The 16,175-nt window shown below is 59.5% G+C and carries 9 protein-coding genes; 6 read left to right on the top strand and 3 right to left on the bottom strand.

The annotated features are described in order from the left end of the window. The first annotated feature begins 66 nt into the window (after window positions 1-66). The 4 genes from tssK to J2R76_RS18195 all read left to right on the top strand — a co-directional run bounded on the left by tssK (window position 67) and on the right by J2R76_RS18195 (window position 7,036). Window positions 67-1,407, top strand: coding sequence for a type VI secretion system baseplate subunit TssK (gene tssK, locus J2R76_RS18210; protein ID WP_253624446.1), 1,341 nt, complete (start codon window positions 67-69; stop codon window positions 1,405-1,407). Window positions 1,408-1,592: 185 nt separating this feature from the next. Continuing rightward, entirely contained in the window at window positions 1,593-2,300 is a 708-nt protein-coding gene (icmH, locus tag J2R76_RS18205; protein ID WP_253624445.1) for a type IVB secretion system protein IcmH/DotU, read from the top strand. 7 nt (window positions 2,301-2,307) lie between these two features. Then, window positions 2,308-5,874, top strand: a complete 3,567-nt coding sequence (gene tssM / locus J2R76_RS18200; RefSeq protein ID WP_253624444.1) for a type VI secretion system membrane subunit TssM — start codon at window positions 2,308-2,310, stop codon at window positions 5,872-5,874. 316 nt (window positions 5,875-6,190) lie between these two features. Further along, on the top strand, window positions 6,191-7,036 hold the full coding sequence (locus tag J2R76_RS18195; RefSeq protein ID WP_253626028.1) for a protein kinase: 846 nt from the start codon (window positions 6,191-6,193) through the stop codon (window positions 7,034-7,036). Between the two features lie 35 nt (window positions 7,037-7,071). Here the strand turns inward: J2R76_RS18195 and J2R76_RS18190 are convergent, their stop codons facing one another. Both J2R76_RS18190 and J2R76_RS18185 read right to left on the bottom strand, forming a co-directional pair. Further along, entirely contained in the window at window positions 7,072-8,466 is a 1,395-nt protein-coding gene (locus J2R76_RS18190; RefSeq protein WP_253624443.1) for a hypothetical protein, read from the bottom strand. Between the two features lie 65 nt (window positions 8,467-8,531). Then, window positions 8,532-8,723 carry a hypothetical protein gene (locus J2R76_RS18185; RefSeq protein ID WP_253624442.1) on the bottom strand — a complete coding sequence of 64 codons (192 nt, stop codon included), beginning with the start codon at window positions 8,721-8,723 and terminating at the stop codon, window positions 8,532-8,534. A 1,331-nt stretch (window positions 8,724-10,054) separates the two neighbouring features. On the opposite strand from J2R76_RS18185, the gene J2R76_RS18180 reads away from it, so the two are divergent. Both J2R76_RS18180 and J2R76_RS18175 read left to right on the top strand, forming a co-directional pair. Continuing rightward, on the top strand, window positions 10,055-11,551 hold the full coding sequence (locus tag J2R76_RS18180; RefSeq protein ID WP_253624441.1) for a type VI secretion system Vgr family protein: 1,497 nt from the start codon (window positions 10,055-10,057) through the stop codon (window positions 11,549-11,551). Between the two features lie 540 nt (window positions 11,552-12,091). Further along, a complete protein-coding gene (locus J2R76_RS18175; protein WP_253624440.1) occupies window positions 12,092-12,604 on the top strand; it encodes an Hcp family type VI secretion system effector in 513 nt (170 codons plus the stop codon). A 1,290-nt stretch (window positions 12,605-13,894) separates the two neighbouring features. Here J2R76_RS18175 and J2R76_RS18170 read toward each other — a convergent pair. Beyond that, complete coding sequence (locus J2R76_RS18170; protein WP_253624439.1) at window positions 13,895-15,526, bottom strand: NEL-type E3 ubiquitin ligase domain-containing protein; 1,632 nt, start codon at window positions 15,524-15,526, stop codon at window positions 13,895-13,897. Window positions 15,527-16,175 lie beyond the last annotated feature (649 nt).

Raw genomic sequence — 16,175 nt, 5'->3', positions numbered from 1 at the left:
TGACCACTAGCAGCTGCCGGGGGCACATGCACCTTTTGGAAAGCCAGCGAAGAGGCGACTGAACTGGTGTCTGCGACAAGCAAACCGATCTGGTCCGAAGGCATGTTGGTGCGGCCGCAGCACTTTCAGCAATATGACCGCTGGGTCGAACAACTGGTCGAGAACCGTGTTGCTGGTCTGCTCGGCTACGGCTGGGGCATTCGAAAAATTGGCTTTGATCGTGATCTTCTGGCGCTTGGCCAAGTCGCACTTACCGAACTTGAAGCCATTATGCCCGACGGCACGGCCCTTCATGCGCCGGCGCATGTCCGCCTTCCGACCGGACGAATCCCTCCACCGGCTGCGAAAAATCTGCTGGTCAAGATCGCGGTGGGTACGCGCCGGCAGGCCGGCAGCGACGTCTGTTCCGGGGATACATTAACGCGCCGCCACGATCAGGAGGTCTTGCAGATCCGCAATGCGACCTCGCCTGAAAAGGCTCCGGTCGATATCAAGGTTGCGTCGCTATCAACACATCTCATCTTTGACGGCGAGGAACAGGGTGATCTGATCGCGCTGCCTATCTGTCGCATCCGTGATATCGATCCGGCTCGCGCGATTGCGTTATCCGACACCTACGTTCCGCCTGCCATCGACATCCACGCAGCCGAGTCGCTGATCGCGCTGCTGAACGAGGTCAGGTCGCTGCTGCGGACACGCGCAGAGGCGCTTGCTGCGCGCGCGGATCCTTCGCGCACGACGGCGGACGGAGCCGGACTGATTGATCTTGTCACTTTATCGATCGTGAATGGTGCAGAAGCCGTGTTCGACCACTTCGCAGCAACACGTGGGCATCATCCCGAAACCCTCTTCCGAGCATTGCTGAGCCTTACCGGACAGCTATCGAGCTTCGTTGGCGACCGACGGAAGGCGCAAGAGGTGCCTTCCTATCGGCATGAGGACCTCGAAAGCTGCTTCACTCCGTTGGCTCATATTCTGCGTGGGCTGCTGGCTGTTGTGATCGAGAGCGCCGCAATATCGCTTCCGTTGCAGGACCGAGGCTATGGCATTCTAATTGGCCTGATCACCGACCGCACCTTGTTCCAGGACTCTCGGTTCGTTCTCATCGCCGTGGCAAGCGTACCAGGCGAGACGTTGCGCAACCAGCTTCCGGCGCAGATGAAGGTGGGCTCGGTCGAGCAGATTCGCGATCTCGTCAATCTTCAGCTCCCGGGTGTTCCGATTCACGCGCTCGCCGTGGCGCCGCGCGAGTTGCCCTACATCCAGAATGCCGTCTATTTCGAGCTGGACCAGTCGGTGGAGCTGTGGCGGATCCTGCCGCGCTCGGCGGCCTTTGCGTTCCACGTCAGCGGTGACTACACGGATCTCCATCTCGAGTTCTGGGCCATCCGTGGGCAACATACGTGACGGGCCCGAACCACATGGATGAACCAACAGTCATCGGTCGCAGGCCAGTTGGTCCGACCCGTAACACTCAAGTCGGGCAATCCTCAGCGTGCGTTGCGCCGAAGATCGCCTTCCCAGCGGGCGCTCTGCCGTCGCCTGTATCTGAATCCGACGAGGTGTGGGCGGCGAACCATGCCGAGATGGTCATGCAAAGCCCGTTCGAGCCAAAGGCAATGGAGGACGCCTTGGTCGCGGCCGCGACGCCGATCCTTTTGGTCGTCGCGCAGCTTCGCGTCGTCAACAACGCCGATATCAGCGTGCTGCGACGTGAGATGGTCGAGGAAATCCACCGTTTCGAGGTGCGTGCGGCCAAAGATCAGGCGAGCGGCAGTGATGTCACAGCCGCCCGTTACGTGATATGCGCGTTGCTGGACGAAGCGGTGATGACCACGCGCTGGGGCAGTGAGAGCGCCTGGAGCAACAACAGCCTGCTCAACCAGTTCCATAACGAGACGTGGGGTGGCGAGAGGGTTTTCCAGATACTCGAACGTGTGCAGACAAAGCCGGCCAAATACCTCGCCTTGCTCAAGCTCATCAACATCTGCTTGTTGATGGGGTTTGAGGGCAAATATCGCGTGGTGGAAGGAGGCCGCGAGCGGCTCGAAGACCTGCGTTCCGACGTTCGGCGTCTGTTGCGGGATTATACGAGCGAACCGCCGGCCGAACTATCGATCCGATGGCGCGGCGCCAAAGTACATACACGGATGCGTCGCTACGTGCCGTTATGGATCATCTTCACCGCTGCGGCCGTCATTGGGCTGATCGGCTACGGTGTCTTTCATTGGCGCCTATCGGACGAACTCGCGCCCGTTGAGCAACTGCTCGTCATGATCGGCCAGTCTGGATCACGCTAAAAGGGAGATGCAGGTGTTTGGCGGTCGATTCGCGGCCCTCTTTTCGGTTCGAGGCGTCATCACGCTGGTCACCTTGTTGCTGGTCGACGCGTTGATCTGGTTCGGCGGCCCCCACCTTGACCTGTTCGATCAGCACCCGCTGGTTTCGATGACGGTTCGCGCGGCCACAATCGGCTGCCTCTCCCTGACGGTCGTCGTCACCATCCTTGTCCGTTACTGGCTGGCGCGCCGTGCTAACCGACGTGTTATCAAGTCATTGATGGCGAGCGAGGGCCTCGTCACGAGCTCCAAAAATCGTGGCGACGAAGAGATCGATCTCATCCGTGGACGCTTCGAGGATGCGCTGAAGGTCCTGCGCGATACGGCGTTCGCCGGCAAGCGCGGACCGAGCTATCTGTTCGAGTTGCCCTGGTACATCATCATTGGACCATCGGGGGCCGGAAAGACAACGATCCTGCGCAACTCGGGGCTCGAGTTTCCGTTGGCCAAACGGCTCGGCGTCGATCCGGTGGCCGGTGTCGGCGGCACGCGAAACTGCGACTGGTGGTTTACCGAAGAGGCAGTGTTCATCGACACGGCAAGCCGTTATACGACACAGGATACGGATGCCGAGGTCGATCGCGCGGCTTGGCATGGCTTTCTCGATCTTCTTACCGTGCATCGACGCCGGCGACCGATCAACGGGATCTTGGTTGCGATCAGCCTGCGCGATCTCTTATCGGGCGATGACAACCGGCGCAGGCTCGTCCAGTCGATTCGTTCGCGGATACAGGAGCTCGCCAAGACCTTTAGGATGCGTATTCCGGTCTATGTTCTGGTAACCAAATGCGATCTGGTAGTTGGCTTCACCGAGTATTTCGACGATCTCGACCATGATGGTCGTGCCCAGGTCTGGGGCAGGACCTTTCCTCTCGAGGGACCAGGCGATCAGATCGACGGCGCCGTAGCCCTCGAGATTCACCAACTTGCCGAGCGGCTCGAGGGCAACTTGGCGTTCCGCATGCATGACGAACGTAATAATGACCGTCGTGCAATGATGTATATGTTCCCGAAAGAATTGTGGAGCATCGGGACCGCGGTCAGCGCCTTCGTTAGTGAGGTCTTCCGGCCGAGCCGATTCGAAGTGCAACCGATGCTGCGCGGGGTCTACTTGACTAGCGCTGCCCAGGAAGGAGTGCCGATCGAGAGGATGAGCGCTGCGATCAGGAGGAATTTCGGTCTGCACGCAAGCCCACCCACGCCGTCCATCGGGCCGGGAAAAGCATTCTTCATCAAGAAGTTGCTGACCGACGTGATCTTCGCTGAGCAGGGACTGGTCGGCCGCAATCTCAAACTCGAACGCAAGCTCGCGATGGTGCACTGTGGTGGCTATCTCGTGGCAGTCATACTGGCGGTCGCTGCGCTGACGCAGTGGTACGGCGCCTTCGCTCGCAGCGAAGCACGCATCGCTGAAACCAGAATGGCCGTACAGACAATGCAAGCGCGCCTGAACGAACCACGCGAGCCGCTGGATCTGACCAGGCTCCTGCCGACCCTCAACGCCGCGCGCCGGCTGCGTCTGGCCGCCGGCGAGAACACTTGGGTTGCATGGCTCGGTGGCCTCGGGATTTCGGCGACCCCGGTGCTCGCGCCGGCTGCGCAACGAACCTATGACCAGATTCTGGTCGACCGCCTGCTGCCGGTTTTTGCTGGAAGGCTTGCCGTTCGGATTGATACGGTATTGCAGTCGGGCAACGATACTCTGCTGGACCAGGCCAAGGAAATGTTCCGCACCTATTTGATGCTGGGCGATCCGAGGCATTTCGATCGCGGCAAAATCGAACAGGCTATGCGCCGTGAAGTGGCGCTTACGTTTGCGCTCGAGACGACATCAGCTGGCGAACTGCAGGAGCATTTTTCACGTCTTATTGAGTTGCTGCCGAGGCCCATCACGAGCGACCGGAAGTTCGTGATTGCGGTAGGCTTGCGGCTGATGGAACGTCCTCTCGTCGAGCAGGTCTACGCCCGGCTTTTGCGCGAAGCCGCTGAGGACACGCAGCTCCGGCCAATCGACCTCGTTAGTCTGCTGGGAGCCGGCCAGCTGGAGATAAAGCCCCAGGCTGTTTTCCCCACCATTGGTCGGCAGGATCTCCCTTCGTCGGGCGGCACCGCGATCATCCCGGGCATCTTCACGCGGGATGGTTTGATCGATTTCCTGCTGCCGCACCTTCCACTCATTGTCCAGGACGAGCAAAGCGGCGACTGGGTGCTTGCTGGCAGCTCGTTTGATGTGGCGGACACACAACAGGTCGTGCGCAAGGTCGTCGATCGCTATGTTGCCGATTACATTCGCATTTGGACAAGCGCACTGAGCAGCGTCCGCGTCATCAAATTCGACGATATGCAGCGTGCCTCGGCGATCCTGCGCGGGCTGGCCGGCCCGGAAAGCGCACTGCAGCAGATCATTTCCCTCGTACGCGACAATACGAACCTGCCGCCGCCCGGAGAGCAGACCGCGGTCAAGGCCGGGAAGACAGCGGCCGCCGTATTCTCGGCGGCATTCGGCGACGCCCCCTGGCCGGGAACACGGATCACCGAAGCCTTCCGGCCTGTGGTTCAACTGGGCATAGGCGGAGCCTCCGGACAGGCGGCCAGCATGGATCACATCCGCGATCTGTTCGGCGGCCTGTATGCAACGATGGCCAATATCGCGACCGCGCCCGATCCCGGCCAGGCTGCATTTCAGCTCTTTCAGCGACGCGTCAGGGATCCGAGCAACGATGCCTTTGGCGCCTTGCGCGCTGACTCGGCGCTACGGCCCGAACTGGTCCGTACCATCATGAACGACATCGCGCTCTCGACATGGAGCGTCTTGCTTCGACGGGCGCACGGTCATGTCAATGCCGTTTGGACACGGGAGGTGGCGCCGATCTGCCAAGCGGGCATCTACCAGCGTTATCCATTGTTTGCGACCGCGACCGAGGACGTAACTTTAAAGGACTTCAGCGATCTCTTTCGTCCTGGCGGCATCCTCGATGATTTTTTTCAGAAGTACCTGTCGCCGTTCGTCATCGAGGGCAGAACCGGCATTAAACTGGCAACCATCGACGGTGCGACGGCGCCGATCCATGCCGATGCCCTGACTCAATTTCAACGCGCGCGAGAAATTCGCAGGTCCTTTTTCAACGGCGCGGGTTCCGCTCCGGCCGTGAAGTTCAGCATCAAACCGGCCTATCTCGCCTCTAAACTTCTGCGCGCGACGTTTGTCATGGATGGCAAGGAGATCGTCTATCGTCACGAGGCGCCCCGTGCCTACGACCTTGAATGGCCGAGTCGAACTGATGCAAGCATGGCTTCCGTCGCCCTTGTTTCCCTGGACGGAACCGAGGAGAGGATTGAGCGCTCAGGCCCTTGGGCTCTGTTCCGTCTCATCGATGCTTCGCGGCCCACCTCGCGTGGCGCTCCCGACCGTTTCACGATCACGATCGGTCGACCTGACCGGCCCGACGTGACCTATGAACTGCGGGCAGAAAGTGTAAGCAATCCGTTCAGCTCGGGCGTCCTTCGTTCGTTCCGATGTCCGGATCACCTATGACAGGAGCGCCGTGAGAGCTCTTCTTGGCTTTTCGGGAGGAAGAGGGCACATGCCGCTGACGGCACCTTGGCGCGAGCGGTGGGGTCGGCCGCAACGCTGGTAGGCCGTCCCGTAAGCTACGCGACACGTTCCAGACAGGCCGCAATCAGATCGTAACGGCAACACCTTATCATGAGCTCAACGGATTATTGGCGATCGACGTTCCGACGGGCAGGGGCCTTCCTTGCGCTTTTGCGCGACATGCGACCAGCGTCATGAATGCGATCCTCGAATGCCTACTTGAGATTGTGCTGTGAGTGAGGCTCCCTTGGGATACGTGCTCGGCGGCCGCTTCGACCTGGCAGAGATTATTAGCGAGGGCGGCACCAGCACCGTCTATCGAGCGATTGATCGGATCGGCCTGTGGGCGCGTGAACAAAATCCAGAAGTCGCAGTGAAGGTCATCCAACCACATGCGAAGATGCGCCAGAAATTAGTCGAGTTATTGCACCGCGAGGCGCGTCTTTTGCGCGATTGCGTACACCGGAATTTGGTGCGGATCTACGATTCCGACTACGATGGCAAGTACCATTACCTGGTCATGGAGTTCTTAAAGGGCCGCTCGCTGGCGCAGATCCTGGCGGATCGTCAGGGACGGCCGCTTTCGCCCTCCGTGTCCCTTCAGATCGTCCGCGCCGCCGGGCAGGGCCTCGTTCACATGCACAGTCTAGGGATCGTCCATGGTGACCTCAAACCGGGAAACATCTTCATGACCTCGACCGGCGAGATCAAAATTGTGGACTTTGGGACAGTCCTCATGCTTGACCTTCCGCCGCAAGGCGACAGGGCCACCGCGCTGCTCGACGACATTAGACTATTGACGCCGGCTTATGCATCGCCAGAGATGCTGATGGGTAAGTCACGGGCAGAAAGCGACGATGTCTATTCTCTCGCGGTGGTCGCCTATCTGACCCTGACCGGCAACCACCCATATGCCCAGCGGCCAGCCGACGAGGCACTTAACGCAAATCTCACACCGGCGCCGCCGCCGACTATTTCGTCGGCGCAGTGGCAGGTGCTCGCTTCGGGCCTTGCCCTCAACCGCCGCGACCGGATCGATACTGTCGGTGAGTTCGTCCAGCGTCTTGCCCGCCCGCGCCGGTTCTATCGATGGTGCGGTTAGCTGATGCCTCCGGTCGCAGCCCAAGCGCGGTTCCCTTAGCCGGCTTGGGGTCGATGGATGACAAGGATGCGGCCGTCCGGTCCTGATTCGGCTGTGTATCGCTCGCGGTGGATGTGGAACAGTGTCATTGGGACCCGATGGGTCGGCAGAAGTCCGAACTCGCTCAATACGCTGATCAGGGAGCGGTCGGCGACGCGCGGGCCGTGGATCCAGTCACGCCCGACACTCTCTCCGATATCGAGCAATGGCCCGATTTGGTTGATCGGGTCAACTCGAGGGTGAGGCGGCAGCCCCAATTCGGGGTATCCAGGCGTGAGAACAAAATTTTCGCCTTGCGGATTATTTGGGGTCACGGGTGCCCGGCCTGGCCGCAATACCGCAGCATAGCGCATACCGTTGATCAGCACACTTTGTGGCCGCAACGATCCTGGAAGGAGGCCGCTTTCTCGCAATTCGGCGATCAGCGGGTCCGGGGCAACGCCGCCGCTCCAACCGGGGAGGACATAAGCTCCGAAGTCACGCCGCACCGAGTTAGCCTCTGCGCCGGCTGCAAGCATCGGTCCATCCGAAGGCATTGTGGGTGCCAATGGTGCTGACGATGGCCCGCCAATTTCGAAGCCCTGAAACATCGCCCCCCTCGCATGTGCCCAGTTTTCGAATTGGGCGCGGTGGAAATCCCGAAGCATATCTCGCAAATTCAGCAGACGGTTACGAAATCCGCCAATCGTGGGCGCGTCGCGGCCTATATAGTCGCGTACATAGGCTTGTATGTCCGTGTCCAGCGACGGCAGCGCAATCCGATCAGCCATTGGGGGTCTGTTGGTTTCGCGGATCCACTTGAGGAAATCGCTCATATCGTCTGCGGCATGATCGGCGCCGCGGGAGCGGCTGCTCGGGAGCTTCTCAGTCAGCCAATTCCAAAACGCCTCATAGAGGCGCAAGTCCACGTCATGAGGGCCGGGTCCCGGATTGGAGATGCTACTGTCTGCGGTATGGGTGCTACCGCTATTGGTGGTATGGCTGCTACTGCTGCCCGATGACGATGGCCTGGCTCCCTCAAAGGCCTGAAACATCAAGTTCCTTCCACGAGCCCAGTTCTCAAATTGCAGGTCGCGAAGCATATCTCGCAAGTTCAGCAGGCGGTCACGAAACCCGCCCATCAACGGTACATCGCGCCCTATATAGTCAGCTGCATAGGCTTGCACGTCGGCGTCCAACGACGACTGCGCAATCCGGTCGGCCATTGGGGGTCTGTTGGTCTCGCGGATCCACGCGAGGAAGTCGTACATATCGCCAGCGGCAAGGGCGGCACCATAGGAGCGGCGCCGTGGAAGCTTCGCAGCAAGCCAGTTCCAGAAGTCGTCGTAGAGTTGCGTATCCACCCGATAGGGGCGCGGCCACTGATTGGAGCCGGTGCTGCTGTCACTCACGCGAACCTCCGGCAAAAAGTGCAATTGCAGCGTTGAGGCATGCTCGCTCGATCCGAAGCGCGATGTTACGTGAGTTCGGTTGGGCCCGATGCCTCAAAGTTGAAAAGCAGCGCGATTTGCAGTCGCTTCTTCGCGATCAATCTTCCCGCAGCCCATACTTGCTCGTTAGGCAGCGCCATATATGCCGCGATGACCACGAGAACTCTGACGACCACAATCATCTGGGCTTCTTGATACCCGTTCTCGCGTTCGCTCATAGAAGGCAACTCCATGGGAGCAACAGCGAGTCGGTCGGCTGCAGTCAATCCTGAGAGACGAGAGGCTCACGCGGGCGGCTCATCTGCCGCCCACGCTCTGCCGCTTGGATCCCTTTCTTTTGTCTGGCCCGGACAAAACTCCGTGGTCGTCCTCTCGCGTCGTAATGTCCGCGTCCTCGATAGCTCCAGAGTAATCACGGCCTTGCAACCAAAGTGGTTCGAAGATAGGAGCCACAATCCTCGGCCGCGCTTGAACTGATCATAACGCTCCCAGCGGCGCCTTTCTGAGATGCTTAGGCCAGGCGAAGATATCCAATTCGAGCGCGATGCCGGGAACTGAAACAGACCAGCCTGCAGCGTCTGTTCGGTTACAACATTATCGACAGGCTCTTCTGCTGGGCAATTCTTAGACCCGACGTGCGATTTCCAATGTGGTAGCTCAGCACCCGACAAAGACTTATCTTCCAGCGCCGTACTTCGTCTGCCGATCATCTCGGGCTATCCATCTGCAAGTCGGCCATTTAAAAGTATCGATCCTTCTCAATCGACAAATCATGTGATGTGGCAAAAGGACCTCAGGGTTCGGGCCAGCTTGACTTGTGGGGTATCTGACAGTCGCGCCGCCTCTGTCAGCTTGAGAACACTAACTGGCAAACCGCTTTTCAAACCTGATCAGAGCTCAAAGAGGAAATGCCATTGGCACAACTGTTGCTATTGAGATGCAGAAACACCGATGCGCAGAGTACACAAACCGTTGGGAATGACGCTCGCTTTCCCTTGAACCCACGCGCATCGTTTCGAGAAGGAAACCCAAGATATCCCCACAGTCGATTGGGCTCACGACAATGGCGCGACAGAGGTGGCCAATACTAGTGCCGCAGCCAATTCGAAATGCACCACCCGGCCGTCGGTCTCTTGCTGAGGGCAAGGCTCGCCGAAAGATGCGTCTTGCGCTCGGAGCATTGGAGAGGCGATGAACTCATCACAATCAAGGGCGCCAGATCCACGGTTGGGACGTGCACCATGCGGCGCCAGCGCGATTGCGATACCTTATTCATGGCGACGAGAAACTGACGTCGGGCTGGCTGGCCCCCTGCCGTTTCGTCAGCGGAACAGGCGGGCTCGCTACAGGCCACCGACGCGACCGTATCGAGCCTATCGGCGAGTTCGCCTGGCGCCTCGATCATCCCGAGTCTGCGTCTCCTGTCGGCGCTTGCTGCCGCCGTAAAAGGGTCGAGAACGCGAGATTCGTTTGCGCTAGGTGTTTGCCCCTTGCTGTGCGGCACTGTGACAAGCGTTGTTAGCTCTGCCGCAGTTGATTTGGTGCGCCGATGACCAACGAATCCAATCTCAGAATTGACTTAGACATTCACAGCAAGCGCAGCATTGAGCTCAACGTCCAAGGGTTCGAGGGCACAGAGTGTATTTCCTTGCCGTTTAGCTACGTGATTTACGCCACGACGTCGAGCGATGTCGATACCAGCTCTTTGATTGGCGAGCGCGCCACGCTGTCTGTCAAAACCGCATGTGGGCGATGGCTTGCCTCGGGCCTATGCGCCCAAATCGAGGAACTCGACCCTACGGTGACCGACCTGCGGGTGCTCCAGTTTGTCCTGCGACCGCGCTTTGCGGTCGCCGAACTCTCGGTTGCGAGCCGCATTTATGGCCCTGACCAACCCGTGGGTGTCGACGACATCATCAAATTGCAGTTGGCCAAAGTGAGCATCGCAATTCCCAGCGAATACAACCTTGATCGCTATCCGAAGCGAAAGTTCATTGTGCAATACAACGAAAGTGATCTGACGTTCATTTCTCGGCTTTGCGAACGGAATGGAATTTTCTACTTCTTCAAGCAAGAAGACGACGGGGAAATCGTCGTTTTTGGCGACAAGAATCTGGCCTTTCCCAGCGTCAAGTTCGGCGATAAGTCGAGGATTCTTTACGCGCACCCGCACGAACGGCAGGCACCGCGAAGCGTCGACGAAAGCGCCGTTCGCTCATTCCGGCAGCGCCGGGTTCTCTCGACAAAGACGGTCGCGCTCCGCGATTATAATGAAACGGTGCCTTCCGTCGTCTCCGCCGATCAACAGGTCGGGCAAGGCAGCGGTTTCGTGGGCAAGGCCTCACGCTTCGGCGGCCATCTTGCTAACGAAGCCGAAGCGACCTCGCTGGCCCGGACCCGGGCCGAACAGATCTGTGCCGGCCAGACAATGTACATCGCTCACAGCGACGCGCCGGAGCTACGAGCTGGCGTCATCTTCGAGCTCGAGGGCCATCCCCGCTTCGATGGAAAGTATCTCGTTATCGCGGCGGATCACTCGGCCTATTGCCCGGCCCCGACTGGATTCCATGCATCCACGCAAAATGGGCGAGCCTACCAGAACATGGTCCATTGCATCCGCTCAGACGTACCTTATCGACCGGTCGCGATGACGCCCGTGCCTCTGGGCGTCGGCCTCCACAGCGCCACGGTCGATGGAGAAGCCTGGAATGGGCGGGCCGAGATTGACGATCAGGGACGCTACAGGCTGCAGTTTACATTCGCCGAGGAACTGGCAAAAGGCGCTGGCAGCGACTACGTGCGCAAGCTCGAACCTTATGTAGGTCCGAATCAAACCGGCTTGCATTGCCCGTTGGTACCTGGAACGGAAGTTCTGGTCGGCTACTTGAACGGCGACATCGACCGACCCGTTGTGATCGGCGCGGTCCACAACCCAGATATGAAGGGAGGAGTGACTTCGGACACGCACTTGTTCAATTGCCTCAAATCGCAATCTGGTTCCAAGATCGAATTCTTCGACGGACCTGCGACACCTTCGCCCCCATGACCGCCTGGCGTCCAGCGACTCATGAGATCGACCCAGTATTGGAAGCGGTCGCCAATACGGCACGCGCAACCATCTTGCCGACAGTGTGGATCAACATAACGCCGCCATCGACCGATAGCATTCGGTCGCAACAGCTTCGTGATGGACGGGAATTGCGCCTCAAATTGTCTACGCACTGTCTCGGGCAGGAACAACGCGGACCTCGCGCGGTGCTCGTCTACGCCCTGAAGGGTAGTGTCGTTGTCGATAACAGCACGGGTTACGGTGTGACCGGGCGGGCCGTCCTCGACGTTACCACGCGTGCATTTCTTGATGTCTCTTGTCAATTGAAACGGGTCGGCCCGGTTCCGTCGTGACAGGGCTGTCACGATCGCGACGATGTCGTCGCTCGATTGTGTCGGTGCCGGGACGTCCGCGCTGCGCCCACAGATTGGGAGGGCTCGCGATATTTGATAGCGGATACCCAGAGCTCTTGGCACGGATGTTGCGATGTTCATCTGCCGGTGCGTGCCGGCGTATGTCGCAAAACGGGAGGCGAACGTGTCACTTGAAGCCTACTTGACCATTAAGGGAAAGAAGCAGGGCGACATCTCGAAGGATGCCTCCAAGCCAGACAGCATCGGGCAGGTCGCCAAGGGTGATGCGGGGAAGCAAGGCAAGATCACCGTTGTCTCCTTCACCAGCCGCATTTTCCTTCCGCGCGACGCGACGAGCGGAGTCGCCACGGGCGCTCGCAATCACCAGCCGGTGGTCTTCACCAAGTTCTTCGATCGTGCCTCGCCACTACTGTGGCAGGCGCTGGCCACCAACGAGGTGCTCGAAGATGTGGTTTGCGAGTTCTACCGCACCGACCCTGGTGGCATGCCACAGCCGCAAAACTATTTCAAAATAAGCTGGAAGAACGCGACATTGGTCGAGGGCATGGCTTACATGCCGCTGACGATCGATCCAAAGAACAACTTCTATCAGAACATGGAAGAGTGGTCGTTCACCTACAAGGAAGTGAAATGGGAGCACGTTCCCGGCAGCACCAGCGGCGAGGATAAATGGTAGCTCCCCGTCAGGTTTGCAAAGCCGAGGTGCCGAGCGGGCAATCGTGGATATATTACGCACATCGACGCGTCCTTCGAAGTGGTCATGCTTTAGGATATCGCGGTGCATCAAGTCGGTCGTGTTCGGACCGAAATGTCGCGCGCGCCAAGAGGGGCCGCAATCGGGCTGTTGATCCTGCATCATGGCCGTGATTGACGAGCATGAGATGTGAATTGGGAATAACCAGCCGGCACGATGTTCGCCACTCAGCCGGCGGATCGTTCGTGGACTGCCTGACAGCTTAGCTCGATGACTGCGCTCCACGAAATGGGCAATTCCTTGCTTCTCGACGTTCCCGGGTTTGGCGGATCGCGCCAATGCGGTCGCCTGCATCAATCACGCGCGCTTGATGAGTGGCCAGCCGCGCCTTTCAAAGGAGGAGGTCGTAGTCATCATCGCGTGTCTGAACGCGGTATATGACGATACGACGTCAATAAGGCATACGCTCCACGAGGTAGCACGAGGCTGCTTCGCCGGCGCTGGTTACACAATTGAAGACGCTGACGAGTTCTACGAGGGAGTGTGTCGCAAAGCTGCGCAAGCGTATTACGGCGGTAGATATCTCTCGATGCGGAGTTGACGCCGTAACGAACCGAGCATTAGCGATACGACACTCTCGAGGCGGTCAGAGCCCGAAGACGAGTTGGGTCCGATTCATTGCACATATGCGTCCTGAGACGCGGAGGTCGAATCCAGGAGGATGAAAAAAGCGGCTCGTTCGAGCGAACGATGAGGCGGGGACGCAATCCGCAGGTTGTCATTTCAAGAAAGACTTTGGTCGCGCTCCAAAAACGAGAAGTGGGCGATGACGGTGCCGCAGTCATCCGGAATAACGCAGTGATCGACTGCGCGGAGTATAGTTGCTTGATCTGGGGCAATAGGGCTGGCCCGTTATCGCTTGCTCGATAATGTCGCGTCATAGGGCGGTGTCACCAGTCCGCTGTTTTCGCCATCTAGACTAATTGTATCGGTTTGGGCGACAACAACGGGGTTCGTCGAGCCTGCGACGCCAAGTTGACCCAGACCGGCTAAAGTCGTTCTTAAGATATATGATCGGTGGGCAATCGTCCTTGCGATGGCGATCGCCGATATCGAGGCGAGGCGGGCCGACATCTTTGTGCAGATCGCGACAGGCTTCAATGCCGCCGCGCGACGGGGGCGATCTGCAATAGGGAGCATCAGGCGACGCTCCAGCTAGGCAGTTCAGCGGATCGCCGATTGCGCGTTAGGCGGGATGGCAGACCAAAGGACTTACCCCGTGGCGGAGTTGTCAGGTAAGAGCAACCTTTCCAGGCCGTGCTCTGCGAGCACCTTCTGCATGAGCTCGCCCTTGATCTCGCGGACTATTTCAGTTCGGATCTGGGCTTGGAGGGACGGCTCGGCGTCACTCGTCGGCTGATGATCAGCCAGCCGTTGCGTCAATCGGCTCTCCATCTCCTCGTCCATCCGGCCTTCCATCGCGGCATAGGCTTCGGGTGCGATGCGGCTCACCAGCGTGTCCCATGGCTGCCAGCGCGTTGCGAGGAAGTCGGCGAACTCCGCCGCCTCCTGGTTGCGCACGGATGTCTTAGCCGCCGCAAGATCGTCTTCAGTGATGTAGGAGACCTCGACGAACCGCATGTCCGGCGCGATGTGCCCCAGCTCCAGCGGCTCGCGCAGCTTGGCCTGATAAGCGAGATAGACCTCGATCTCGTCGACGAAGGGGAGGGAGGTGACCTTTTCGCGCGCGATCCCCTCGAGCGCGACCAAGCGGAACATAATGCGGCCTTGCTGAAGGAGCTTGTCGAGATGCTCATTATAGGCTCCGTCCAGAACATCAGCGTTCACGCGCGCGTTTTGCATGCCATTCCAGTTCAACTTGATGCGATCCTCGCAGCTCTCGTTCGCTGCGACGGCCGCCTGGAAGTAATGCTCGCGCAATGTCGGCCTGCCCGCCGCCTGCCGCAGGTCCGCGGCCACCGCCCGCCGGAATACGTCATAGTTCACGGTGTCCCGCAGCCTGTCGAGGAAGCGTGAATATTCCTCGGCTCCCGGCTCGTCGGCGAAGCTCCGCCAGATGGCCGCCGCGTCCGGCTCGTCGAGCCAATCCGCGACTGCCTCGGGCAGGGGCCGCGCCCGAGCCTGTGCTGTTTCGTCGGGATCCGAGAAGAACACGTTCGGGCCAGCATAACCCTCAGCCGTCGTGGCCGCCGTCAGGTTGGTCCGCACCCGCGCAGGCAGCGGGTTATCATCCAGGTCAACGAGGCAGCCGGAGCCGAGCTGCGTTAGCAGGGTCTCGGGCAGGCTGGTCAACCGATTGTTGTCGACGTGCAGTTGACGGAGTCCTAACGGGAGAGTCGTGGGCAGGCTCGTCAGCCGGTTCCCGCTGGCGCTGAGCAGCGTGAGGCCGGCTGGAAGCGTTGCGGGGAGGCTGGTCAGCTGATTGTTTGGGACGTACAGGCGCTGGAGCCCGACGGGGAGGGTTGCGGGCAGGCTGGTCAGCCGGTTGCCGCTGGCGCGAAGGCATTCGACGCTGGCCGGGAGATTGGTGGGCAGGTTGGCGAGCCAATTGTTTCTGGCGTGGAGGGTTTGCAGACCGCTCGGAAGGATATCGGGCACGCTCGTCAGCTGATTGCCGTCGATATTCAGGTGTTGGAGCCCCGCCGGGAGCGCGGCGGACAAGGTGGTCAGGGACAGCAAAGAAAGATCCAGCCACGGTGGTTCATGGGGCGCTGTTTCCTGCCAAGCTTTCGTTCGTCTTACCGCCTCTTGCCGATTCTCATGGTCGCCCTGCCCCGCTTCGGCCGCCCAGGCCTCAAGGATCTGGTCTTGCGACGATTCGCCTGGAGCCGGAGCCTCGAGGTTCGTCGGATCATCGGCGGCTGACGCCCGCGGCTCTGTCAAGGCCTTGCCCTTCTCCGCGTGCTCGAACCTTGCTGATCCCCTTGTTCGGGAGTTTCGCAAGCCATGCCAGCGCCTCGCTGGGCTTGTTCTGTGTTCATCAATGCCTTCTCAAGCAAGCAAATGCGCAACGACTCGTCTCGAAACCGATCGCTATCACCACGAATGGTGATCACCGACGATTGATGAAGCAGGCGATCAAGGACCGCTGCCGAGCAGTTGCAGTGAGACGTCGTAGGTCCGCACGACATCTGCGGCCGTCGCCGTGGTTGATGTTGTGAACGGGTTTCATCACGCTCCTCGTTCTAAATCTGACCAGGTCAAACGGTGACTCCTAGATAGGGACGCTCTCGTGGGCGACAAGTCTCGTGTAACGGCGTCGGGTTTCGCTCCGAGGCGGCGCGCATATACCAAATGAGTCGGCGATGGCCGGCATGTCTCTTGTCGGGTGATGAGCTTCCGCCTGCTCCAATGCTCGACTGCTTCGGCAATGTCGATGGTACCGTCATCCAAAAGCGGACGAGCAACGCTATTGCCTCGAACGTGACACTTTAATTGCGTTCAAGCGGCTTGATCACGTGCACGATGGGGTCGAGCCGCTCGGCTATTGCCGTCCTCCCGCCGATCGGACTCGACCACAAAGAAGCACCAA

It is taken from the genome of Bradyrhizobium sp. USDA 4532 (genome assembly GCF_024171315.1).
Taxonomy (GTDB): domain Bacteria; phylum Pseudomonadota; class Alphaproteobacteria; order Rhizobiales; family Xanthobacteraceae; genus Bradyrhizobium; species Bradyrhizobium australafricanum.
This window is presented reverse-complemented; position numbering and strand designations above follow the sequence as displayed.